The 23,858-nt window shown below is 69.1% G+C and carries 23 protein-coding genes and 2 pseudogenes; 18 read left to right on the top strand and 7 right to left on the bottom strand.

Annotated features, from left to right (window positions below; all coding sequences use genetic code 11):
• Positions 1–27: 27 nt before the first annotated feature.
• Genes DEI92_RS00935 through DEI92_RS00950 form a run of 4 tightly spaced genes read left to right on the top strand, consistent with a single transcriptional unit; the run spans position 28 to position 3,263 of the window.
• A complete protein-coding gene (locus tag DEI92_RS00935; RefSeq protein ID WP_111012017.1) occupies positions 28–756 on the top strand; it encodes a hypothetical protein in 729 nt (242 codons plus the stop codon).
• Between the two features lie 14 nt (positions 757–770).
• Positions 771–1,799, top strand: a complete 1,029-nt coding sequence (locus DEI92_RS00940) for a TDT family transporter (RefSeq protein ID WP_111012018.1) — start codon at positions 771–773, stop codon at positions 1,797–1,799.
• 25 nt (positions 1,800–1,824) lie between these two features.
• Positions 1,825–2,343 (top strand): hypothetical protein, encoded by a 519-nt coding sequence (locus tag DEI92_RS00945; protein WP_111012019.1) that lies wholly within the window; start codon positions 1,825–1,827, stop codon positions 2,341–2,343.
• A gap of 41 nt (positions 2,344–2,384) precedes the next feature.
• A complete protein-coding gene (locus DEI92_RS00950; RefSeq protein ID WP_111012020.1) occupies positions 2,385–3,263 on the top strand; it encodes a sulfurtransferase in 879 nt (292 codons plus the stop codon).
• Between the two features lie 73 nt (positions 3,264–3,336).
• Here the strand turns inward: DEI92_RS00950 and DEI92_RS00955 are convergent, their stop codons facing one another.
• The 3 genes from DEI92_RS00955 to DEI92_RS00965 form a co-directional block, all read right to left on the bottom strand.
• Positions 3,337–4,197, bottom strand: a complete 861-nt coding sequence (locus tag DEI92_RS00955; RefSeq protein ID WP_181434579.1) for an NAD(P)H-binding protein — start codon at positions 4,195–4,197, stop codon at positions 3,337–3,339.
• Positions 4,194–4,646: a DUF3237 domain-containing protein gene (locus DEI92_RS00960; protein WP_111012379.1), complete on the bottom strand. Its 453-nt coding sequence runs from the start codon at positions 4,644–4,646 to the stop codon at positions 4,194–4,196. Before DEI92_RS00960 ends, DEI92_RS00955 begins: the two co-directional genes overlap by 4 nt.
• Positions 4,647–4,722: 76 nt before the next feature.
• Positions 4,723–5,286: a CGNR zinc finger domain-containing protein gene (locus DEI92_RS00965; protein WP_220037432.1), complete on the bottom strand. Its 564-nt coding sequence runs from the start codon at positions 5,284–5,286 to the stop codon at positions 4,723–4,725.
• 189 nt (positions 5,287–5,475) lie between these two features.
• Here DEI92_RS00965 and DEI92_RS00970 point away from each other — a divergent pair, with 189 nt between their 5' ends.
• The 12 genes and pseudogenes from DEI92_RS00970 (at position 5,476) to DEI92_RS01025 (ending at position 17,660) form a co-directional block, all read left to right on the top strand.
• Positions 5,476–6,477: an alcohol dehydrogenase catalytic domain-containing protein gene (locus DEI92_RS00970; protein WP_181434580.1), complete on the top strand. Its 1,002-nt coding sequence runs from the start codon at positions 5,476–5,478 to the stop codon at positions 6,475–6,477.
• 5 nt (positions 6,478–6,482) lie between these two features.
• Positions 6,483–7,487: an NAD(P)-dependent alcohol dehydrogenase gene (locus tag DEI92_RS00975; RefSeq protein WP_258369833.1), complete on the top strand. Its 1,005-nt coding sequence runs from the start codon at positions 6,483–6,485 to the stop codon at positions 7,485–7,487.
• An 85-nt stretch (positions 7,488–7,572) separates the two neighbouring features.
• Complete coding sequence (locus DEI92_RS00980) at positions 7,573–8,286, top strand: hypothetical protein (protein ID WP_111012024.1); 714 nt, start codon at positions 7,573–7,575, stop codon at positions 8,284–8,286.
• A pseudogene (gene gndA / locus DEI92_RS00985) lies at positions 8,283–9,750 on the top strand (NADP-dependent phosphogluconate dehydrogenase). Before DEI92_RS00980 ends, gndA begins: the two are co-directional and overlap by 4 nt.
• Positions 9,751–9,778: 28 nt before the next feature.
• Complete coding sequence (locus DEI92_RS00990) at positions 9,779–10,444, top strand: histidine phosphatase family protein (protein ID WP_111012025.1); 666 nt, start codon at positions 9,779–9,781, stop codon at positions 10,442–10,444.
• 75 nt (positions 10,445–10,519) lie between these two features.
• Positions 10,520–11,308 carry an SDR family NAD(P)-dependent oxidoreductase gene (locus DEI92_RS00995; protein WP_111012026.1) on the top strand — a complete coding sequence of 263 codons (789 nt, stop codon included), beginning with the start codon at positions 10,520–10,522 and terminating at the stop codon, positions 11,306–11,308.
• 392 nt (positions 11,309–11,700) lie between these two features.
• A complete protein-coding gene (locus DEI92_RS01000; RefSeq protein ID WP_111012027.1) occupies positions 11,701–12,639 on the top strand; it encodes a ketopantoate reductase family protein in 939 nt (312 codons plus the stop codon).
• A gap of 131 nt (positions 12,640–12,770) precedes the next feature.
• The gene (locus DEI92_RS01005; protein WP_375342529.1) at positions 12,771–13,676 is read left to right on the top strand and encodes a zinc-binding dehydrogenase; all 906 of its coding nucleotides are present in this window, start codon (positions 12,771–12,773) and stop codon (positions 13,674–13,676) included.
• Between the two features lie 111 nt (positions 13,677–13,787).
• The gene (locus DEI92_RS01010) at positions 13,788–15,029 is read left to right on the top strand and encodes a Tm-1-like ATP-binding domain-containing protein (RefSeq protein ID WP_111012381.1); all 1,242 of its coding nucleotides are present in this window, start codon (positions 13,788–13,790) and stop codon (positions 15,027–15,029) included.
• Complete coding sequence (locus tag DEI92_RS01015; protein WP_111012029.1) at positions 15,022–15,864, top strand: phosphoenolpyruvate hydrolase family protein; 843 nt, start codon at positions 15,022–15,024, stop codon at positions 15,862–15,864. The genes DEI92_RS01010 and DEI92_RS01015 overlap by 8 nt, the downstream gene beginning before the upstream one ends.
• A gap of 637 nt (positions 15,865–16,501) precedes the next feature.
• Positions 16,502–17,200, top strand: a complete 699-nt coding sequence (locus DEI92_RS01020) for an SDR family oxidoreductase (RefSeq protein WP_111012030.1) — start codon at positions 16,502–16,504, stop codon at positions 17,198–17,200.
• Between the two features lie 10 nt (positions 17,201–17,210).
• On the top strand, positions 17,211–17,660 hold the full coding sequence (locus tag DEI92_RS01025; protein ID WP_111012031.1) for a DUF3237 domain-containing protein: 450 nt from the start codon (positions 17,211–17,213) through the stop codon (positions 17,658–17,660).
• A gap of 350 nt (positions 17,661–18,010) precedes the next feature.
• Here DEI92_RS01025 and DEI92_RS01030 read toward each other — a convergent pair whose 3' ends face one another.
• Complete coding sequence (locus DEI92_RS01030) at positions 18,011–18,484, bottom strand: helix-turn-helix domain-containing protein (protein ID WP_220037433.1); 474 nt, start codon at positions 18,482–18,484, stop codon at positions 18,011–18,013.
• Positions 18,485–18,710: 226 nt separating this feature from the next.
• Between DEI92_RS01030 and DEI92_RS16990 the strand changes: the two are divergent.
• Positions 18,711–19,847: pseudogene (locus DEI92_RS16990) on the top strand (MFS transporter); the annotation flags it as partial.
• 284 nt (positions 19,848–20,131) lie between these two features.
• Here the strand turns inward: DEI92_RS16990 and DEI92_RS01040 are convergent.
• The 3 genes from DEI92_RS01040 to DEI92_RS01050 form a co-directional block, all read right to left on the bottom strand.
• On the bottom strand, positions 20,132–21,316 hold the full coding sequence (locus tag DEI92_RS01040; RefSeq protein ID WP_181434582.1) for an MFS transporter: 1,185 nt from the start codon (positions 21,314–21,316) through the stop codon (positions 20,132–20,134).
• 372 nt (positions 21,317–21,688) lie between these two features.
• The gene (locus tag DEI92_RS01045; protein WP_111012034.1) at positions 21,689–22,087 is read right to left on the bottom strand and encodes a nuclear transport factor 2 family protein; all 399 of its coding nucleotides are present in this window, start codon (positions 22,085–22,087) and stop codon (positions 21,689–21,691) included.
• Between the two features lie 98 nt (positions 22,088–22,185).
• The gene (locus tag DEI92_RS01050) at positions 22,186–23,070 is read right to left on the bottom strand and encodes an enoyl-CoA hydratase/isomerase family protein (protein WP_258369838.1); all 885 of its coding nucleotides are present in this window, start codon (positions 23,068–23,070) and stop codon (positions 22,186–22,188) included.
• Between the two features lie 18 nt (positions 23,071–23,088).
• On the opposite strand from DEI92_RS01050, the gene DEI92_RS01055 reads away from it, so the two are divergent.
• Positions 23,089–23,658, top strand: coding sequence for a helix-turn-helix domain-containing protein (locus tag DEI92_RS01055; protein ID WP_111012036.1), 570 nt, complete (start codon positions 23,089–23,091; stop codon positions 23,656–23,658).
• Positions 23,659–23,858: the final 200 nt, after the last annotated feature.

Genomic DNA, 23,858 nt, shown 5'->3' on the forward strand with positions numbered 1-23,858 from the left:
GACGGACGGCAAGGAAGGAGCACCACGATGAGCGATGACCTGGTCGAGCTCGCACTGTCAGCACGAGGAGGCCGCGACCGGTGGCGGGACGCATCCCACGTCACCGCGACGGTCCGGGTGGGAGGTCCCTTCTGGGAGTTCAAGGGGAACCCCGACCTGCTCGGCGTCGAGCGGGTGACCGCCGACGTGCGGCGGCAGCACATCTCGATGACGCCCTTCGGTGACGGACGGACCCTGACGTTCGACGCGGGCACCGACGTCGTCACCATCACCGACGGGGACGGCAGCGTCGTCGACCGCCTGGAGCACCCCCGTCGATCGATGGCCGGGTACGCGGGAGAGACCAAGTGGACCGCCGCCCAGACCGGGTACTTCATCTCGTACGCAACCTGGATGTACCTGCTCGAGCCGTGGTTGTTCACCTTCCCGGGCGTGACCACGCGTGAGATCGAGCCGTGGTCGGAGGACGGTGAGACCTGGCGGCGACTCGACGTGACCTTCCCCGACACGATCGCCACCCACAGCAGCACCCAGACGTACTACATCGACGCATCAACCGGGCTCCAGCGGCGGATGAACTACGACGCCGAGGTGAACGGCTGGTCCGAGGTCGCGCACTACACGAGCGAATACCACGACTTCGGCGGCCTGCTCGTGCCGACGCGACGACGGGTGCTGCAGCGGAACGCGGAGAACGTCGGGCTGCACGACTTCGCGGGTATCACCCTCGACGTCGACGACGTCGAGCTGTCCTGAGAGAGGGGTCGAGGATGACACGCATCGAACCGGTACCACGGCACATCGGCCGACGTTCCCTCGACCTCACCCTCAACGTGTTCGGGATCCCGCTCGGCCTGGCCGGTCTCGGAGGCGCCTGGACGGCGGCCACGGCGCTCACGGGCGCACCGGCTTGGCCGGACGAGGTGTTCTTCGCGGTGGCGACGCTGCTCTGGGTTGTCTTCGGCGTCGTGTACCTCGTGCAGGGCTCACGCCGGCGGGGACGGTTCCGTGCGGACCTCCACCATCCCACTGACGGTCCCTTCGCCTCGTTCGTTCCGCTCGTCGGTGTGCTGCTGTCCGCGCATAACGCACCGCGGCTGGGCGCCGCGGGTCCGGTCCTGTGCTGGGTGTTCATCATCGGGCTCGCACTGGTCGCCGCTCGTCTGACCGCGCACTGGCTCGAGGGTGGGGTGAGCACCACGGACGTCCACCCCGGCTTCTTCGTCCCGGTGGTCGCCGGCCCCTTCGTCGCGAGCATCGCGCTCGGCACGATCGGCGAGCCGGAGCTCGCGATCTGCGCGTTCGGCGTGGGTCTGTTCTTCTGGGCAATCATCGGCGCGGTCGCGGTACAGCGGCTCATGTCCGGCTCGGGTCTCCCCGACGGAGCGTTGCCGACGCTTACCGCGTTCCTGGCTTCTCCGTCGACCGCCAGCATCGCGTGGATCGGCCTTCACCACGGGGAACTCGATCAGGTTCAACTGGCACTGACCGGGGTGTTCATGCTCATGGTGCTGGTGCAGGTAATGCTGATTCCGCGGTACGTCCGGCTTCGCTCCTCCATGAGCTTTTGGGTGTTCACGTTTCCCGCCGCTTCGGCGACGAACTACGGTGTGCGGCTGTCGGCGGCCCTGCACGGCCCTGCTTGGGCGACCGCGGCCTGGATCATCCTCACGGTGGGCACGATCGTCGTGCTCGGCGTGGCGGGCGGCACCCTGTGGGTGCTGGTGATGGCGGTTGCTCGTCGTCCGACCAGCAGACGCAGTACCGCACACGAGCCGCAGCAGGTCCATCGACTATGACATCTCGTACACTTTGGACAGAGCCGTGACGATCACCATGTTGATCGTCGTGGCCTACCCTGTCATTGGTGGTATCGGGGCCTGGTGGCTCGCGTTCCGCACCCGTCGCGCACACGCGGTCGCGCTCCACGCGAGGCAGCTAGCGCTCGAGGCCCGGCGCAGGGCGTCCAGCAGCGATGACGACGCGCGGTGGGCCATTGAGATGGCCGAGCAGGCCGTGTCCGACGCCGATGCCGCGCTGACGATCGCCTCCCGTGCGTTCGGACGAGCCGCCGTCCTCGGCGTGCGATGGGCATATGTTGCCCTCGAATCCGGACGGTGGGCGGCGATGAACGTCGGCGACACGACTGCTCGTGATGTGCAGCTCGACGAGATGAGCGCTCGGGGCGATCGCATCGTCACGGGTTGCGCCCGAGACGAGCTCGAGCCCGGGAAGTCCCTGGTCTTCTCACTCGCCGCGGAGGAGTGGACGCAACCGCTGGTCCGCATCAGCTGGTCGGAGCGAACAGAGCGCCGGACCGAGGAGCGGCACCTCGCCCGCTGACCGACCGCACCCCTCATCCCACCCCAAGACAAGGAGACGTCATGTCAGTAGAACTCGATCACTCCCCGAAGATCCGCGAGTACGCACACCCCGAGAAGCTGGTGAGCACAGAGTGGCTCGCCGACCACCTCGGCGAGGAGGGTCTGGTCGTCGTCGAGTCCAACGAGGACCCGCTGCTGTACGCCACCGGTCACGTCCCCGGGGCAGTACAGGTCGACTGGCACACGGACCTCAACGACCCGGTCCAGCGGGACTACCTCGACGGTACGGCGTTCGCGGCGTTGATGGGTGCGCGGGGGATCGGTCGCGACGACACCATCGTGCTGTACGGCGACCGGAACAACTGGTGGGCGGCCTACACCCTCTGGGTGTTCGAGCTCTTCGGTCACCCCGACGTGCGACTGCTCGACGGCGGCCGCGTGGCGTGGGCGGCCGAGGGTCGCGAGGTCTCGAGGGACGTCCCGGCCCGCCCCGAGGTGGAGTACCCGGTACCGCTTCGGGACGACCGGACGACTCGGGTGTTCCGGGACGATGTGATGGCGCACCAGGGGGCGCTCGTTGACATCCGCTCGCCTGAGGAGTACTCCGGTGAGCGCACCACTGCCCCGGAGTACCCGGAGGAGAGCGCGCTGCGTGGCGGTCACATCCCGGGGGCGGTGAACGTCCCCTGGTCGAAGGCAGTCGACGTCGACGGCCGGTACCTCGATCGTGACAGCCTCGAGGCCGTGTACCGAGCGGCGGGTCTGGGTCCGGACGACGACGTGGTGACGTACTGCCGCATCGGCGAGCGGTCCAGCCACACCTGGTTCGCGTTGACGTACCTGCTCGGCTTCGAGCGTGTTCGGAACTACGACGGTTCCTGGACGGAGTGGGGGAACACGGTGCGGGTGCCCATCGTGCGAGGGCCGCAGCCGCGGTAGGAACGTCGGTTGACGACGTCGAGCGGCGACCGGCACATCGTGCGGGTCGCCGCTCCGTCCACCCTCGGTGCGCTCAGAGTGCGCGGATGATCCGGCGGACCGCCACCGCGATGGGCTCCGTCTCGTGACCCAGCAGCTCTGAGAGGGACCCGTCACCGGAACTCAACGCACCGTCCGCGGTGTTCCGCTCGATCGCGGCCTCAACCTCGGCGATCGCGCGGGGCTTCCCCTCAGCGACGAGACGAGCGATGTGGTCCGCTTCGCTGAGGTCCTCGTACGTGATGTCGCGGCGCAGAGCGCGGGACACCTCCTCGGCGAGTTCGGCGTACGACCAGGAGCGATCGCCGGCGAGCTCGTAGACCCTGTCCTCGTGCCCTGCCGAGGTCAGAACGATCCCCGCCGCTTCGCCGTACTCCACGAGGGCCGCGCTCGCGACCCGGCCGGAACCGGCGTTCCCAAAGAACGACCCTGTTGCCATCGCTCTGCGGATACGCGGTTCGAAGTTCTCGTGGTACCAGTTGTCACGGAGGAACGTGTAGGGGACGCCGACGTCGAGGATGGCCTGCTCGGAGGCCAGGTGTTCCGGCCCGAACGCGAGGTCGCTGCTGTCCACGCGTGGCGCGCTCGTGTAGGCGATGTGCCGCACGCCGGACTGCGCCGCAACTTCAGCAGCATGCGTGTGCTGCTCGACCCGACGCCCGACCTCGGTGCCCGAGACCAGGAGCAGCCGGTTGACGCCACGGAAGGCGGCGCGCAGCGATGCGACGTCGTCGTAATCGGCGTACCGCACCTCGGCGTCCACGCCCTCGGCGGCTTCCGGGCGACGGGCCGCTGCCACGACGGTGGTCTCGGGCGAGACACGGCGCACGTACGCGATCGTGGCGCGTGCGAGTCTGCCGTTGCCACCGGTGACCGCGACCGTCTCAGCGGTCACAGCACGCGCTCCACGCTGTACTCGACCGCGGGGCCGGGGGTGAACCTGGTCTGCGACAAGAAGACGGTCCGGTTCACCCACGCGTACCGCTCGTCACCGGTCTCGAGGACGAACGTCGTCCGGACGTAGTGGTCGGCGAATTCGGTCGGGACACCCTCACCGAGCGCGCGCTGCATCGCGTCGTTCATCTCGACCACGCCGCGGCCCTGCAGGTAGATGAGCGCGCCATCCTCTGTCTCGAGCACGTACCGCATGTCGGTCGTGGCAAATCCGTCAGGCCCAGCGAGGAGCCAGTCGCCCCCGCCGGTGCGGAGCCGACCCCTGATGCGGTCGCCCGTGACCGTGCCGCTGGCTGCGGGGATGAAACGGCGGAGGCCGCCCGGGCCGGCCCCGATGTCACCCGGCTCACCCACCTGGACGGTGATCGTGAATTCGTGTTCTGTCTGCATCTGCTTCACCTCTCGAGAGCATTCGGTCGCGAGCGCCACCGACGCAGACAACATAACCGTGTCCAGTTTGGATATGTCAACCTTCTGGGGTCGAGGTCGGGCGTCGTCGAGCTCGGGACGCGCGCAGGTTCGCGGCGTTGCCACACACGAGGACGTCGTGCCACACGCCGCTGTTGTTCCGGGAGCGGTCGTAGAAGACGACTTCGCAGGAGGTGTTGCGGCACACCTTCAGGCGACGCCATTCGTCCACGATCTGCGCTCGCATCATCTCCACGGCGAGCGCGGATCGGACGGCAGCGCTCCGCGTCCCGGTCGGTCGGGCGGACACGGATCCGTCCGTACCGATGTCGAGCTGTGTCGCGACGCGTGCCAGCGGCTTCCCATGGTCGTCACCGTGTTCCGTCACTCGGCCGTAGAGCGCCTGCTTGAGCTCATGGCGGAGGGTCCGGAGCTGCTGCGCATCACGGTCGTCCAACTCGGTGTCCGGTACCACCTCGCCGCGATCGGCGGCCCACTGTGCGCGGGCTTCCCGCCACCATTTGTTCGCGGCGGTCGCGTCGCGAAGGCGGTCCTGCCGGCCCCCGCCGGCTGTGTTGAGGAAGTCCTGCACGAGAGCGAGTCCTGTGGGGGCGGGTGTCACACCCTGGCGAACGGTAGAAGACCACATCAGCCCATCGTACGACCTGCGTCCCGAATTCGACAGATGCGTATGGCGTTCGCCTCCGTTGGAAACACTGTGGACATGCCGGTTGCGACAACGTAGGCGTAACGGGTACGGTTGCGTCGGACCGGGGATTCGCCCCGCCGCCATTCCATACCGGGAGCAGACGTGAAGTCCATCAAGTTCAGCGCGTACGGGGAGCCGGACGCCATCCACCTGACCAATGCACCCGAACCTTCGGTCGGCGTGGATGACGTCCTCGTGCAGCTCGAGGCGGCGCCGCTCAACCCGTCCGACTTCATGGTCAGTGACGGGCACTACCCCTTGCGGCCGCCGCTGCCCGCTCCGATGGGTTCGGAAGGTGTCGGGCGTATCGCGGCGGTCGGGGCCGGTGTGAGCGACCTCGTGGTCGGATCGCGGGTGCTCGTCATCCCCGGCGACGAGCCGCGCACCTGGCAGGAGCGGTTCGTCGTCCACCGCTCGGAGGTGGTCGTCGTCGACGGGGAGGTCGACGCCGTGCAGCTCGCGACGGTGGGCATCAACGCCGCGACTGCGTACCTCGTGTTGGAGACCGTGGAGCTCGAGCCCGGCGCTTGGGTCGCGATCACCGCGGCGAACTCCGATGTCGCCGCCTCCGTGTACGCGCTGGCTGCGCGGAAGGGCGTCCGCACCGTCGGGCTCGTCCGCAGTGAGCGCAGCGGCGCTGCTGCGACCGCGGCGGGTGCGGACCACGTGGTCGTCACCGGAGACGGGGTGGACGTCGTCGCTGAGGTCAAGGCGGTGCTGGGCGACGACAAGCTCGCGCTGGTGCTCGACGGTGTCGGGGGCGCGCCTGCTGAGGAGCTCGCTCCGCTGATGGCTCGCGAGGCGCATCTGGTGAGCTACTCGGCGCTGAGTGGGAAGCCGATCGCGGTGCACCCGATGTATCTGAACTTCAGCAACTTGCATGTCGACGGGTTCTGGTTGAACAACTGGTTGACCTCGACGCCTCGCTCCGAGGTGGTCCGCGTCTACACGGAACTCGCCGCGCTGGCGGCTGCCGGCGTCCTGCCGACGAGGGTCGACAGCACCTACCCGCTCGACGAGGTCGACGCCGCTGTGGGACGCGCGCGGAGCGGCGGCCGGGACGGCAAGGTCTTCTTCGTGGTGAACGGCGGTGCTGTCGCATGAAGGCGATGCTGATCCGGACGCGGGACGGCGAGACCCGGCTCGAGGCGGCGGAGCTGGCCGACCCGGGTCTGCCGGCCGCGGACGAGCTGCGGGTCCGGATCACGGCGAGCACGGTCAACTACAACGAGAGTCTGGTCGTTCGGGGGGCCATCGGGGTGCCGGACCGCTTCATCACTCTGGCCGACGCGGCTGGCGTGGTGGAGGCGGTCGGACCCGATGTCGTCGGGTTCGCAGAGGGCGACCGCGTGATCTCCCGGTTCTTCCCCACGTGGGACGACGACTGGCGCGCGCCGGTGCCCCACTTCGGGACGACGCCGGGCCTCGGCACCGACGGGTACGCCCAGGAGGTGGTGGTGGTCCCGTCGAACCACTTCTCGGCGGCGCCGTCGACGTGGAGTGATGCCGAGGCCGCGGTGCTTCCGGTGGCGGGGATGACTGCCTGGCGAGCACTCGTCGTCGAGGGTGGCTTGAAGGCGGGCGACTCGGTGCTGGTGATGGGTACTGGAGGGGTGTCGCTGTTCGGCCTGCAGCTGGCGAAGGCCGTGGGCGCAACGGTCATCGTCACGTCTTCTTCGGATGACAAGCTCGCCCGTGCCCGCGCTCTCGGGGCCGACGTCACCATCAACTACCGATCCACGCCCGAGTGGGGAGACGCGGTGTTGGAGGCCACCGGTGGCCTGGGAGCTGACCACGTGATCGAGGTCGGGGGTGCCGACACCCTGAGCCAGTCGATCAAGGCGGTTCGAGTCGGTGGACAGATCACGATGATCGGGATGCTCACCGGCCTCACCGGCGCTGTTCCTACCGGCGACATCACGATGAAGCAGGTGCGCCTGCACGGCGCGGTCGTGGGGAACGGACGGCAGCAGCGAGAGCTGGTGCGCGCCATCGACGCGCGGGATGCCTTCAGGCCCGTCATCGACAAGACGTACCGACTGGACCACCTGGCCGAGGCGTTCGAGGACCTCTCGAGCGGACGGCACTTCGGGAAGATCTCGATCGAGATCTGACCGTCGCCAGCGCGGGTTGTCGAAAAACCGAACCGACGGTGGTCGGCGCGACTCGGCACCCCGCCCGAACACGGGAGACGAACGAATGAACATCCTCGACGAAATCCACGCCGCCTACGGGGGCGACCGGTGGCGAGAGGCCTTCACCATCAGTGCGCGCAAGCGGTTCGGCGGCGTGACCTGGCCCGTGAAGCGCGTCGACGGACTGTTGGACGCCGGTTCGGTCAGCGTGACCGTGCACGACGAGCAGGTGCGGTTCTGGCCGGTGGGTACCAGCTCGGACAGCATCGAGTTCACGCCGGAACGCGTGCGGGTCGTCGGCCGGAACGGTGGACTGGTGGAGGAGCTGGTCGAGCCACGACGGAGCTTCGCCGGCCACGTGCTGGAGACGCCCTGGTCCACAGCTCAGCTCGGGTACTTCGCCGGGTACGCCATGTGGACCTACCTCGCCGAGCCGGTCGCCCTGCGGGTGCCGGGCACGATTGTGGAGGAGGGCGGGCAGTGGCATGAGGACGGTGAGTCCTGGCGCGTCCTGCACGTGACCTACCCCGCGGGCGTCGCGACCCACAGCGCTCAGCAGACGTTGTACATCGACGCGGACGGCCTCATCCGTCGCCGCGACTACACGGTCGACGTGCTCGGTGGCGCTACCGGGGCGCACTACGTCCGCCGCCACGAGGTCGTCGACGGCCTGGTCATCGGCACCGACCGGGTCGTGTACAGCCGCGACGAGCACGGAGCGGTGCAGAAGGAACCGACCCTGGTCTCGATCGCACTGAGCGATGTGGTGGTCTCATGAGCGCGAACGGCGACCGGCAGCAGGCCAACATCGGTGTCGTGGGTCTGACGGTGATGGGCAGGAACCTCGCAGGGAACCTCGCCTCACGCGAGGGCAACCGGGTCGCCGTGTACAACCGCACGGTCTCCCGCACCAGGAAGCTGCGCGACGAGCACCCGGAGGCCGGGTTCATCGGGTCCGAGGACATCGACGACTTCGTGGCGTCGCTGTCGACGCCGCGCACGGCGATCGTCATGGTGCAGGCCGGGCCGGGCCGGGCACCGACGCGGTGATCAGCCAGCTCGCGGACCGGTTCGAGGAGGGCGACATCATCGTCGACGGCGGCAATGCGGACTTCCACGACACGATCCGTCGCGAGCACGACCTGCGCGAGCGGGGCTTGCACTTCGTCGGTACGGGGATCTCGGGCGGTGAGGAGGGGGCCCTGCACGGCCCGTCGATCATGCCCGGTGGGTCGGACGAGGCGTGGGAGACCCTCGGGCCGATCCTCCGCTCGATCGCGGCGGTCGCCGAGGGTGGGCCGTGCGTGACCCACGTCGGCACCGACGGCGCGGGGCACTTCGTGAAGATGGTCCACAACGGCATCGAGTACGCCGACATGCAGCTCATCGCGGAGTCGTACGACCTGCTCCGCCGCGCCGGTGGGCACAGCGTCGACGAGCTCGTGCAGATCTACGAGCGGTGGAACGAGGGCGACCTGGAGTCGTACCTGATCGAGATCACCGGGGAGGTCCTGAAGCAGCGGGACTCCGCCACCGGGAAGCCGCTCGTGGACGTGATCCGGGACGAGGCCGGGTCGAAGGGCACCGGCGTGTGGACCGTGCAGAACGCGGTCGGGCTCGGGATTCCCGTGTCCGGCATCGGCGAGGCCGTGTTCGCCCGTGCGGTGTCCTCGAGGCCGACCCAGCGAGCCGCGGTGCAGCACACCGTGCGGAGCCGACCGGAGATCGCGCATGTCCCGGACACGTTCGTGGACGACGTCCGCGACGCTCTATACGCGTCGAAGGTCGTCGCGTATGCCAGGGTTTCGACCTCGTCATCGCCGGGGCGGAGGAGTACGGGTGGGACATCGACCTCGACGGCATCGCGAAGATCTGGCGCGGAGGCTGCATCATCCGGGCGCAGTTCCTCGACCGCATCGTCGAGGCGTACGACAACGACCCCGACCTCGAGTCGCTGCTGGTCGACCCGTACTTCGCCAACGCCGTCGCCGAGGGCGAAGCGGCGTGGCGGCGGATCGTCGGTGTCGCGGCCGCGTCCGGCATCCCCGCACCCAGGTTCAGTTCCGCGCTCGCGTACTTCGACTCCCTCGCCTCCGACCGGCTCCCCGCCGCGCTGATCCAGGGCCAACGCGGCTGCTTCGGTGCCCACACCTACCAGCGCATCGACAGGGACGGCACCTTCCACACCCTCTGGTCCGACGACGCCCGCCCCGAAGTCGAACGAGAACCCTCCACCCACTGACCACGCAACCCGTTCGGAAAGGCGAGCCATGCGGATTTACCTCGCGCGCCACGGCCAGACGACGTCGAACGTCGCCGGCATCATCGACACCGTCCCACCGGGTCCTCACCTGACCGACGCGGGCCGCGAACAGGCAAGCGAGCTCGCGCGCCGGATGGCGATCGTGCCGATCCGTCTCGTCGTCGCCTCCACCATGACGCGCGCGCTCGAGACCGCACGTGTCGTCGCGGAACCGCGGGGCCTCGCCGTCCTGCAGTCGCCCGGGCTCCGTGAGATCAGCGGCGGGGACCTCGACGGCGCGTCGGGTACAGCGGCCTTTGCCCGCTACCTGGACACAGCCCGCGCGTGGGGCCGCGGTCAGACGGACCTACGGATGCCCGGCGGCGAACGCGGCGACGTCTTCCTGGCCAGGTTCGATGCGGTGATGGAGACACTGCGCGTGTCCGCCGTCGAGGACGTCCTGGTCGTCAGCCACGGCGCCGCCGTCCACGCATGGGTAGCAGCGCGGGTCACTCCCGAGGATCGCCGGACCGTTGAGGAACAAGCGCTCGACAACGCCGGCTGGGCCGTCCTCGAGCCGCGCGACGAACGTCGTTGGGCGCTCCTGGAGTGGCATGGGGCACGAACGCCGCCGCGACCGGTCGATCCGGCCGGCGAACCGCTGGACGCGGATCGGCCCCAGGGCCGTCGGTGATGACGGAGGGTCCTCACCGATGAACGACGAATGAGAGAGCAGCACCTGTGCGTCAGGTGCGGAACGGAGGAACACATGAGCACACCTGGAACGGCTCGCTTCGACTTCAGCGGGCAGGTCGTCCTGGTCACCGGCGGCGGAAGCGGTATCGGTCGTGCGATCGCCACCGCGTTCGCCGCGGCAGGCGCCGTCGTCGTCATCGCAGGGCGGGACGGCTCGCGTCTCAAGGCCGCAGCCGCCGAGATCGCGGGGACCGTGGATACCGAGACCGCGGACATCGGGCGACCCGGGGAGGTGCAGGCGGTGGTGTCGGCGATCCTCGAGCGCCACGGCCACCTCGACGTCGTGGTCAGCAACGCGGCGGGATACGTCCCCGGAGATATCACGGCTGTGTCCGACGCGGATTGGGAGGCGCTGCGGCAGACGAACATCGACGGGTTCTTCCATCTGGCGAAGGCGACGCTACCGGCGCTGGAACGGTCCGGCGGGGCGTTCGTCGCCACTTCGAGCGTCTCGGGGCTGCGTGGCGACTGGGGCCAGCCCGTCTACAACGCGTCCAAGGGAGCGGTGTCGCTGTTCGTGCAGTCGCTCGCGCTGGACTGGGGGCCGCGGGGGGTGCGTGTGAACGCAGTGGCACCGTCCATCACCGACACGGAGGCTGTCGCCGGCGTGACGAGGAACGACGCGGTCCGCGCGCTGTTCGAATCGCGGGTCCCCCTCGGGCGCGTCGCTCAACCGGACGACATCGCGCCGGTGGTGCTGTTCCTGGCATCTGATGCCGCTCGCTACGTCAACGGCGTGGTGCTCCCGGTCGACGGAGGCACGAGTGCCTCGACCGGCCAGGCGCGCCCACCGCAGGGCTGACCAGCCGCCAGCACGGGAGTCGGCTGGATGGACGGTCGCCGCGGAAGCGCATGACGCGTCACGCGGTGAGAGGTCCGGCGGACCAGCCAACCCCGCGTTCACACCGGTCAAGCCGGCCCCGGGGGGCATCGTGACCGCCGAGGCGTCCCCGCTCCGCCTCCTCACTTCGGATCCTCATCGCGGTCGTCACCCTCGATCAGCGTGCCTCCAGCGCCCGGCGTCGATCCACAACCGAGGGGCGCTCTGACGTCAGGCGCCAGCCGACCAGGTCGGCGAGACCGAGGTTCCGGTAGTCCTGCGGCTGACAAGGGCGGCTCCACCTGAGAAGGTTGGGTGATCAAATCCACGCTCGGGCCAGCTCCGGCCGGGGAACCCACGAACAGGAAGAAGACATGATGCGTGTACTCGTCGTCGGAGCGGGTGCGACCGGTGGTCTCATCGGTGCGCGCCTCCGCGAAGCCGGGGAGGAGGTCACGCTCCTGGTGCGGGGGCGACGAGCGCATCAGCTCGCCACGCAGGGGTTGCGGCTGCGTTCCGGAGGCACCGAGACGGTGTCTGCCATCGACTTCGTCCAGGCACCCGCTCTGCCCGCCCGTGGCTTCTTCGACCTCGTCGTGCTCACCGTGAAGAGTGACGCGTTGGACCGTGCGATCGAGGACTTCGCGTCCGCGGTCGGCCCGAACTCGCTCGTCCTGCCGGTCCTGAACGGCGTCGCCCACGATCGGGTGCTCGTCGAGCGATTCGGACGCGAGCGGGTGCTCATGGGAGTCGCGCGCGTCGTCGCTTCCCTCGATGGCGACGGCGTCGTCCAGATCCTCGGACCGCTGGCCGAGTTGGTCTTCGGCCAGCCGGGGTCGGCGCCGGAGCGGTTCGAGACCATCCGCGCGGCATTCGTCCGAGCGGGCTTCCACGTTCTGGTCACCCCGGACGTCGAACGAGCCCTGTGGCAGAAGTGGGCCTTCATCGCTTCGGTCGGGGCAGTGACCGTTCTCGGGGGTGGATCGGTCGGCGCAGTGGCGCGGGTTCCCGGCGGGCGAGCGCTGGGGGAAGGCGTCCTCGCCGAGATCGCTGCGACCTTCGATGCGGCGGGTCACGCGTTGCCCGTCGAGTTCACCGCTGCGCAGTCGAGCTTGTTGGCGGACATGTCGTCGACGATGACGTCATCGCTTTATCGGGATGCGGTCGCCGCGCGCCCGACCGAGCACGAGGGCGTTCTCGGGGCGCTCGTCGCCACGGCCGCGCGACAGGGAGTGGCTGTCCCGCTCATCCAGGCTGCGCTCGTCCGTCTCCGGGTGCTCGATGCGGCTCGGACTCAGGAGGCAGGACGTTGACCGGGCTCGGTCAGCACGAGGGCACGGCCCCGGTGTCGGGTCGTGCCTGGCGTGTCCGGCGTTTCGACCTCGACACCGGGGTGGTGTCGGAGTCGGCGCAGTGGGGTGCGCCGGAGGGAGGGTACGTCCTCGTGCGTGTCCTCGCGGCGGGTGCTGGTCTCCCGGACCAGATGATGGCGAAGGGCCTGTTCCCCGGCCTTGCCGCTCCCGGCTTCGGACTCGGCGAAGAAGTCGCCGGCATCGTGGTGCGGGTCGCTCCCGGATCTCGCTACCGACCAGGCGACCGGATCATGGGGATCACCGACTTCATGTCCGGCTGGGGTGGTTACGCGGACTACACCTACGTCCGAGAGCAGTCCAGCGCCCTCGTGCCGGACGGGGTGAGCGACGTCCGAGCGGCTGCGTTCCCGATCGCCTACCGGACTGCATGGGTCGCCCTCGTGGAGCGGACCCATGTGCAGCGAGGGGAGGTGCTCGCTGTCCTCGGTGCAGGCGGGAGCAGCGGGCTCGCGGCAGTGCAGCTCGGCAAGGCGATCGGGATGACCGTAGTCGGGATCGCCAGCACTGCCGACAAGCGAGCGGCCGCCATGGAGGCGGGAGCCGATGCGGTCGTTGATGCCGCTTCGGCCGACCTCCAGGCGGACCTGCGCGAGGCTGTCGGCGGCCGCGCGGTGGATGTGCTCTTCGATCCGGTGGGTGGTGCCGTCGCCAGAGCCGCCGCAGCTGCGCTCGGGCGCGGTGGTCGGCTCCTCGTCGTCGGTCTGGCCAGTGGGACCACGGTGCCGATCGACTCGATGGACCTGCTGATGCGGAATGTGACGGCTGTCGGTGTATTCGCGGGCGGCACCACCCCTGAGGAGGACGAGGCGGCGTGGGTCGCTCTCACGCGGATGCTGGCCGACGGAGAACTCGCCCCGGTCGTCAGGAAGGAGGTCCCCTACCGGGACGTCCCGGCGATGATCCGTGAGCACGGGGGCTCTGCGGGGAAGTCGGTCGTCTTGGTGTCAACGCGACCCGCGTCGACACCGTCGGTGTGAGGCGCTGCCTCGCTCATGCTCGTCGGTGCAGCTTCTTGCCTTGCGAGTCGGGCACATGCGACATAGGCTAAAGCCTGTTGGGTATGTCGACCACGAGCTCAAGGGATGACGATGAACACTGTGGTGGTGCTCGGAACACTAGACACCAAAGGCGAAGAACATGCCTACCTCGCCAGTCGCATACGCGCTCGTGGCCTCCGCTCCGTCCTGGTCGACACGGGGATCCTCGGAGCGCCGGTTGTGAACGCTGACGTCGCTCGGGAGGAGGTCGCGGCCGCCGCGGGCACCTCGATCGCTACGCTCGTCGCGGCCGGCGACCGCGCTACCGGCATCGAGGCCATGGCCCGCGGCGCGGCGACCGTGCTTCAGCAGCTGCACGACGCGGGTGACCTGGACGCGGTCGTTGCACTCGGCGGTGGGAGCGGGACGACGCTCGCTGCGACCGCGATGCGCACACTCCCGGTCGGGGTGCCGAAGCTGATCGTCACCACGCTGGCGTCGGGCAACACCAGGCCGATCGTCCGCGGAAGCGACCTGATGCTGATGCACTCCGTGCTCGACATCGCTGGGCTGAACCAGGTCACCCGCGAAATCATCGACAACGCCGCCGCCGCGGTCAGCGGAGCAGCGCAGGACGCGCCCGACGATCCCACGCGCCTCGACCAGGACAGGCCACTGATCGGTGCGACGATGTTCGGCGTCACGACCCACGCGGTGGACGCGGCCCGGACGCGACTCGAGGCGGCCGGATACTCGGTACTCGTGTTCGCGGCCGTCGGGTCCGGTGGAGAGGCGCTGGAAGCGCTGATCAGGAGCGGACACCTGGTCGGTGTGCTCGACCTGACCACAACGGAACTCGTCGACGACCTCGTCGGAGGGGTCATGTCGGCTGGTCCGAACCGTCTCACGGCGGCGGCCGACGCGGGAGTTCCGCAGGTGGTCTCAGTGGGCGCGATGGACATGGCCAATCTCGGCCCGCTAGAGGACATCCAGCCCGCGTTCCGCAAGCGGAACCTCCACCAGCACGCACCGACGATGACCTTGATGCGGACCACGATCGAGGAGAACCGAGAACTCGGGCGCCGCATCGCGCAGCGCGTCTCCGCGTCCCACGCGCCGTCGGCGGTGTTCCTGCCGATCGCCGGAGTCTCGGCCATCGACCGCCCAGGTAGCGACTTCGGCGACCCGGAGGCCGACGGCGCACTCTTCGCCGCCATCCGGAGCGGGCTCGAGGACCATGTCGCGCTCCGCGAGCTCCCGCTGAATGCCGATGACCCGGCCTTCGGCGAGGCGATGGCCGACTGGCTCATCGCCGCGATCCACACATTCCGAGAAGGGAAGTCCGATGACTGACAAGCAGAGCATCCTCGACGCGTTCCGGGGGGCGCGACCGCCGCGCGGGAGCATCGTCGGGGCGGGAGCCGGAACCGGTATCTCCGCCAAGAGCGCGATCGACGGCGGGGCCGACTTCGTGGTCGTCTACAACTCGGGCAAGTACCGGATGGCCGGGCGGGGTTCGCTGGCCGGCCTGCTGCCCTACGGCGACGCGAACGGCATCGTCCTCGACATGGCGGCCGAGGTCATCCCGGTCTCGGCCAAGCCGGTCTTCGCCGGCGTGAACGGCACGGATCCGTTCCGGTCCATCCCGCGGTTCCTGCGCCAGGTGAAGGACGCCGGCTACCAGGGAGTGCAGAACTTCCCGACCGTCGGCGTCTGGGACGGGATCTTCCGCGAGAACCTCGAAGCGACCGGCATGGGGTACGGCCTCGAGGTCGACATGATCCGCGCCGCGAACGAGGCCGGTCTCGTCACCGCGCCGTACGCCTTCACCGTCGAGGAGACCGAGGCTATGGTGGCGGACGGCCATGCCGACATCCTCGTCACCCACCTGGGGCTGACCAGCGGTGGCTCGGTCGGAGCCGGCGCGGTGCTCCCCCTCGACGCCGCGGTCCAGCAGAGCCAGGCGATGCTCGACGCCGCTCGTCGGATCGACCCCGACGTCATCGTGCTCGCGCATGGCGGTCCCATTGCCACGTCCGAGGACTGGCAATACGTCTTCGACCGTACCGAGGGCTTCGACGGCTTCCTCGGGGCATCGAGCATGGAACGGCTGCCGGTGGAGCGCGGCATCGCCGGGGCCGTCCGGGGATTCAAGGACGTCGCCCGGTCGACAGGGACCCGGTCGTGACGACGGCGTGAGCACGGCGCGAAGTCTCACCTACGTCCGGAGCGCGCCGGCCAGTAGTGGCTGTCCGACGAAGGCCACCCGACATCGCGTGTCGTCGTTGGGGGCGCCGTCCGCACTCGCCCTCGTCGTGGGGATGGCGGTCGTGGGTGCGACGTGCGCCAGCGCGGCGCGGACCCCGTCCTGACCACCGAGTCGGCGTCCACGCTGTTCACCCCCCGTTCTGCAGCCCGGCGCCCCGCCAGGCGTCCATGACCACTAACTGAACAAGCCGGTTCGTGCACGACTTCGGCTCCGACCTGCCGAAGGTGGAGGGGGAGCAATCCGGGCGACCCGGTGGACCGCGTCGATTGCGGCCTTCGAGACGGCGTCGCGGTACGAAGCGGCAAGCCCGTGCCGTCCTGGTACTTCATCTCGTCTGGGGGCCGCATCATCATGCCGTCCTTCGAGGAGGCTGTAGCGAAGCGAGCACAGGCGACCGTGGCGCGGTTCCTCGATCCATCTCACCCTCATCTCGCCTCCGGCAGCCGTGTCGAAGGTCTTCGCCGCTCCTTCGCGAGCGGTCATGGTGAGTTGGAGAAAGCAATCCACGTGCTAGCGTCCTCACTGTCTATGTAGTGCAATCGAGAAGGAGTGGAACATGACCGATATCCGAGACGCTGTCGTCCTCGTCACCGGTGCCAATGGCGGACTGGGAGCGGAGTTCGTCGCGCAGGCGCTCGACCTGGGTGCCACCAAGGTCTACGCGACCGCGCGCCGGCCGAAGACCTGGAACGACGCACGGGTGACCCCGCTCGAGCTCGACGTGACCGATCAGCGGAGCGTCGACGCTGTCGTCCGGGCCGCCCACGACGCCTCGGTCGTGATCAACAACGCGGGTATCGGCGGGGCCCATTCGCTGCTCGAGTCGACGCTCGAGGAGGTGGAGCAGGTGTTTGCGACGAACGTTTTCGGGCCGCTCCGGGTGGCCAAGGCGTTCGCGCCCGTGCTCGCGGCCAACGGTGGCGGCGTGTTGGTAGACGTTCATTCGGCGTTGAGTTGGCTCGCGGTCGCCGGAGGCTACTCGGCGTCCAAGGCCGCGTTCTGGTCGGTGACCAACTCACTGCGTCTGGAACTCGCCCCGCAGGGCACGCAGGTAGTCGGAGCGCACCTGGGCTACACCGACACCCCGATGATCGCCGACCTCGACGTGGACAAGGAGGATCCCGCTGACATCGTCGCGGCGATCTACACCGCGGTCACCTCGGGCGAGCACGAAGTGCTCGCCGATGACACGAGCCGCACCGTGCGGAGCGCACTGAGCGCGCCGCTCAGTGCCCTCTACCCGACCCTGGCCTGAGGGGGACCGGGTGCACCTCGAACCCGCGTTCACGATCGACATCCAGGTCGGTGTGATGACGGACATCGGCGCCACGCCCCGAGGGCGGCGACGCTACATCGGTGCGGCCAGCGGGAACATCCGTGGGGAGCGAGTCGATGGGAGGCTCCTGCAGGGCGGCGACTGGGTCCTCGAGACGCCCGACGGATTCGCCCACGCGGACATCCGGTACGTTTTCGAGACGGCAGACGGAGCGTTCCTCTACATCCAGGGTTCGGGCCTGATGGAAATGAACGCGGCGTTCGGAAGGGCGCTTTCCGGTCAGGCAGAGACCCGCGCCGGGGACCACTACATCCGGACCGACTTCGTCGTCGAGACCGGCGACGAGCAGTACGCGTGGATGAACACGACCATGTTCGTGGCGGAGACGACGTTCTCGCCTGGACTGTCGCTCCACTACGCGGTCGCGTCACTCGCGTAGCGGCGGCCGTCGGACGACGGACGCGCTCCGGCTTCTCCGGTCGGAGCGCGTCCGTGTCGGCGGCTGCCGGTCCGGGCGTCGTGGCCGCGCGGGCCCTGCTGCATTCGCTTGGGGCTCCCTTGGCCATTTCGAGGCGACCGTGGCGTCCACCGACTGGGCGTGCGTGGCACTCACCAGCATGTCGTCATCAAGCTGCGTCAGGCTTGCGGCGCCGCTTCGGGAGCCGGTCCTGCAGCCCAGGCGTGCGGACGAGACTTGCAAGCGTCCGTCGGACGCAGCATCGAGAGTGCTGGGAAGGTTCAGCAGCCGCGCGCGGCGACGGGATCAGACGGCGACGAGGGGCTGACCGCTCAGGCGGAGGCCGGCTCGAGGTCCGAGCGGTGGAGCTCGCGCTCCGCGCGGACGTCGCCGTCGTGCAGTTCCTCGCCGCATGCCTTGCAGACGACCACAGCCTCAAGGCGTTGGCCGCAGTGATGCTCGAACTGCACCACGTTCTCTGGGTCGTGGCGAACGGCGCCGTCGCCCCAGTCGCGGATCGCGTGGAGGATGCCGAACAGGCCTTCGCCTACCGACGTCAAGTGGTACTCGTACCGCTTCGGTCGATCGTTGTACAACACGCGCTCGACGAGGCCGGCGTCCTCCAATTGTCGAAGTCGCTCGGTGAGGACGTCCCGCGGGGCTCCCGTGTTCCGCACGATGTCATCGAAACGGTGCTGCCCGAAGGTCAGCTCGCGGACCGCCAGCATTGCCCATTTCGCTCCGAGTACGCTCATCGCCTGCTCGATGGAGCAGACTCGCGGGTCGGCAACACGTTCGGTACGCACCACGCGACCCTAGTCCGACCAAGTGGATTTGACAACGCATCCCAGGGGCGCTCCAGGTCCTTGCCGCAGACGGGTCCTCGCTAGGAGGCTCCAGTCCCTCCACGAGTCGGCCGGCGTGAGCTCTGCCTTCGCCACCGGGCGGGGCGCGCACGAGGAGCGCTAGGGTTTGCCTACCAAACCCACATTCGCTGGCACACGCCGGGTCGCCTCGGAGGACCGAGGAACCATGCCACCTGCGCTCCTGGACCTTAACTCTGCGCAGGCACAACGTCCCACGCAACGGTCGATCCTCTGGGCGGCGGTCGCGTCCTCGGCGGTCGTCGGCCTCGATGGCTCGATCGTGACCGTGGCGCTTCCCAGCATCGGAGGAGAGCTCGGCGGAGGACTCGTGTCTCAACAGTGGGTCGTCGACGCGTACCTCCTCACGCTGTCCGCGCTGCTCCTCACCGCCGGAGGGATCTCCGACCGCCTCGGGAGGGGCCGCGTCCTCGTCGGCGGGCTGCTCGTGTTCGGCGGCGGGACCCTCGCATGCGCGTTCGCGCCGGGACCCGTGATCGGCGGGGTGCTCGTGGACGGTCTCGGCTGGCGCTCGGTGTTCTTGGTCACGGTCGCCTGCGTCCTCGTGGCGCTCCCACTCGTCCGCACCGTCCCGATGAGCCGTTCCAGCGGTGAGCGGCCCCCCTTCGATGCGCTGGGATCGGTGCTCGCGGTGCTCGCGGCCGGTGGCGTCGTCTCCGCATTGATCGAGCAGGGTCGGGTCGGCTGGGGCCACCCTCTGGTCATCGTGGCGGGGACCGTGGGCGTCGTCGGTGCCGCCGCCCTCGTCGCGCAGGAGCGTCACGCGCAGAACCCGATCGTGCCGCTGCACCTCCTCGTGTTGCGCGACTTCCTCGTCGGGAACGTGGCCACTGCCTTCATCTACGGGGCAGTCGGGCTCATGGGCTTCGCCGTGACGCTGTTCGTCGAACAGGTGTGGGACCTCCCCGCGACCCTCGCAGGGGTCGCCGGGAAGCCCCCGACCGTGCTGCTCATGGTGCTCAGCGGTCGCGTCGCGAGGATCTCCTCCGTGTACGGTCCGCGGATCTTCATGGGCGGCGGGCCGATCCTGTCCGCCGCAGGGATGCTGCTCATGCTCGCCACTTCCGCCGATGAGCGGTACTGGACGACCATGTTGCCGGGGTTGCTCCTCGTCGGGCTCGGCTTCGCGATCATGGTCGCGCCATTGACGTCCGTCGTCCTCGACGCCGTTCCCGGTCAAGATGCCGGAGCTGCCGCGGCGCTCAACAACGCAGTGTCGCGCGTCGCTGGTCTCGTCATGGTCGCCCTGGTGGGCACGATCGCGGGTGGCCGCCTCGACACCGGCGGCTTCCACCGCATCCTGCTCGTGATGGCTGCGCTCCTCCTCGCGGCGGTGTGGTGGGTCTCGTCGGGATCCGGAGCGGACGGCGATGAACCGGGCGGCGGACGGGTCCCGGTGGGGGACGCCGATCCCGTCCGCCCGTCGGTGCGAGAACACGTGAACGCACCCGCCGCCCGACGGCGGCGAACGAGCGGCCCGAAGACGGGAGGCCCGGCGCGGCCAGCCGCCCGGGCCTTCCGGCCCTCGTGCTCCTGGGCGACTACCGGTGGTGCGGCAGCGAGCCCCGATCAGTCCGCGGCGGTGGCGGTCGCAATGGTCGTGGTGGCCGTCTCCGGGCGGGCGGCACGCTGGCGTCCGGTCGCGATGGCAAAGACCACCACGACGAACGCGATGACGAGGGCAATCGCACCGGTCCAGGTCGAGCCCGCCAGTCCGGCGTGGTCCAGGATCACGCCGCCGAAGAAGGAGCCGAGCGCGATGGACAGCTGTGTGGTGGCGGTCATGGCCGCGTTGGCAGCTTCGAAGGACTGAGCGCGTGCGCGGGTCCGCGACGCGAGCCACACCTGCAGCGACACCGGCGTGTTCCCCCACGCCAGGCCCCACCCGGCCAGGGCGAGGCACGCCGCGATGGTCGACGCGCCCGCCGCAGCGAACAGTGTCACCGAGGCAGCGAGCACCAGGAAGGTGATGATGACGACGGGAACCAGTGCGCGCCCGAGCAGGGCTGCCCCTCCGAAGTTCCCGATCACCGTGAGGACGCCGAACACGAGCAGCGCGAGACTCGCCTCCGCTGCGCTGAACCCGGTGTTCGCCCGCAGAGCCGGCACCACGAAGGTGAAGACGCTGAACTGGCCGAACACCGATGCCAGGATCACGAGGAGGACCGCGGTGATCTGCGGTTCCCGGACCAGGGCGACGAAGTGCCGCGGATCGAGGGCATTGTCCGAGGGCAGTGGCGGAACCGTCGCGAGTTGCGCGGTGAACGCCAGGAGCGAGACGACCGCAACGCCGACGAACGACCATCGCCAGCTCGACGTCGCGGCGATCCACGTGCTCGCCGGGACGGCGACGACGGCGCCGATGGCGATTGCGCTGAAGATCACGGAGGAGGCGGTGTGTTCCTGGCCTGCGGGAGCCAGCCGAGCGCTTGCTGGGACGGACACGGCCCACACCCCGCCGACGCTCACGCCCAGGAGGAGGCGGCTCACCAGCATGGTGGCGAAGTCAGGGGCGATCGCCGCGAGCACTGTCGAGACGGCGATGAGGAGGGTGAGCCAGACGATGGCCTGGCGTCGGTCGAGGCGGCGGATGAGCATCGCCGCACCCGGTGCCGCCACCGCTCCGACCACGGCGGGAGCGGTCACGAGCAGGCCGGCGACGCCCTGGTGGACGTGGAGCGTCGTGCTGATCTGAGGAAGCGCCCCGACGGGGACGAATTCACCGAGGACGACGGCGAAGGCGCCGGATGCCACTGCGACGATCGCCGGCCAGGGGCGGTGTGAACGGGACGGTATTGCGATATCGGACAAGGGGTTGCTCCGGAACTCGTGTGGGAAACGTGAAGGACGGGACGTGCCCGCGGACTGATGTGGGTGCTGGGCGCCGTGCCCGGATTGGTGACGGTACCACGTTGGATTGGTCCGCCCAACCCACGCATGCGACATAGCCGTATTATTGCTGCCTATGTCGCTTCGGGTTGAGAACGGTACAGCGCAGCCGTCGTGGTCGTCGCGGTCTGACGGCAGCTCGGTCGACCGGGCTCCCCCGTTGCACAGCAGGGCGCCGTCCGCGTGCGGTGCACACGGGCGGCGCCCTGCTCGATCAGAGCTCCTGGTGGAACTCGATCAGGCTCCCTGGTAGAAGATGCTCGGGTCGATGCCGGGAACCCCCTGGAGTCGCTCGCCGAGGCTCGTCGAGAACTCGTGGAGGGCGTTCAGCGGTCGCTGGTGCACCGCCACGTGCTCGAGGAGGCCGTCGGCGTTCCGGGTCATGACGGTCGCGCCCTTGACCTCCGTGCCCGACGGCAGCGTTGCCTCCCACTGGAAGTAGGTGGTGACGCCGTCGACGGTCTCGGGTCCCAGCTCGAGCCGGGCGTAGAGGCCGGAAACCGCCTTCATCAGGGCCTGGACCGGCTCGACGCCGACGATCGGGGTTGCCAGCGCGGCGGCCTCGAAGACGATGTCGCCCACCATGCCGTTCGCCGGTGCCGGGGGCCACGTCCCAGCGGTGGTGTTCTCGCTCATCCTGTTCACTCCTTGTTCGATGGTTGTCCTTCGCTTCCGGTCGGGAAGCGGAGGTGTGGTGCGTCGACGGGCGCGGGCACGCGCCGCGGTCGGCGTGGTCAGATACCGACCGCGAGGGTGCCGAGGCGCTCCTCGAGCTCGCCGGGCTGCTGCAATCCCGCGGCGATGGCGCGCTCGGCCCAACCGCGCACGCGGGGTCCGGCGACGCGCGCCTCGAACGCATGGGCCTGCGGCGGGAATTCCGCGTCGTCGGGAAGCGTGATGGTGTCGATCCAGCCCTTCATCTCGCCGATGGCCTTCGGATCGAAGCTGCTGACGCGCTCGGCGAACCGCGTCACGAACCCGTCGAGCTCGGCGTCGGGGAGGGCGCGGTTGACGTACCCGTATCGCTCAGCGGTGTCCGCGTCGAAGTCGTCCGCGCCCGCGAGGATCTCCAGCGCCCGCCCGCGCCCGACAAGGCGCGGTAGGCGTGCTGGCGCGCCACCGCCGGGAGCGACGCTGCCGGCAGCCATCTCGAATTGACCTAGGACCGCACGCTCCCGACTTGCGAACCGGACGTCGGTGGCGAGCACGAACTCGCTGCCAGCGCCGCGAGCGCGGCCGCGGATCAGGCTGACGGTCAGGACCGGCAGCTTGCTGAGCCGGATGAGGACGTCGTTGTAGGGCTGCTGTCCGACGATTGACGGACTCGGCTGGTCAGCCAGAGCGCTGAGATCGTCCGTGAGGTCCCAATGTGCGAGGAAGTAATCGGGGTCGGCGCTGTCGAACACGATGACGGCCAGCTCGGGATCCGCCTCGGCGGCGTCGATGAGCTGGCGGAGGTCGATGATCGTGTGCGCGTCGACCAGGTTCACGGGTGGGTTGTGGAACGTGGCACGCCACAGGGATGGGCTCGTCTTGATCAGGCTGATCTGTGTCATGTCGCCGAGCATAGCGGCTGGCTTGCGAAAAGCAAGACAGCGCATCTGGATTGCTGCGGGCAAGTGTGGGAGGGTGGTGGCATGGCCGCGACCGCAGGAGTCCCGAAGCTCGACAACGAGTTCGATCCTCCTGCGACACCTACGGCCGTAAGCACGCCGGCTGAGGACGCCTTCTGTTCGATCGAGCGCACGGCCGCCCTCATCGGTGACCGATGGGTGATCCTGATCCTCCGCGAGGTCCTCACGCTCGGGGTCACGCGATTCGGTGACCTCGCGACCAAGCTCGGCGTCGCCACCAACGTCCTCGCGAAACGTCTCCAACTCCTCACCGACCGGGGTGTGCTCGAGCGCAGCGAGTACCAGGAGCCCGGTTCCCGCCCCCGTGCGGAGTACCGGGCCACGAAGGCCGGCAGCGAGTTGCTGCTCGTCCTCGCGGCGATGGGCCAGTGGGGTGATGAGTTCATCCCGCCGACCGATGGCGTGGCGCAGGTCCGGAGGAGTCGGACGACGGGGGCGCAGGTGCGCGTGGGCCTGGTGACAAGTCAGGAGGCCCTGACCCCGGTGGAGGAGATCGAGTTCGCGTACACCGATGTCGGTCGACGCAGGGTGAGCGACGCGGTCCAGGTACGACCACGATCCACCGCCGCGTAAGACGCCCACTGACGGCGACGGCGAGCCATGCCGTCCGACGACCGCGCAGAGCACTGGCGGAGACCCTTTCCCGGATTCGCGCCAGTGAGTCACCGCTTCGCGGCGCCTGGCACTTGCTCTTCTTGCGCGAGGTCTGCGTCGTGCTGAGGTGCAACTTCGCAAACTTCGACCTCACGAAGTTGCCAATGACCGAGCTTCGC

Origin of the sequence: Curtobacterium sp. MCBD17_034, from assembly GCF_003234515.1 — a bacterium.
Lineage (GTDB): Bacteria > Actinomycetota > Actinomycetes > Actinomycetales > Microbacteriaceae > Curtobacterium.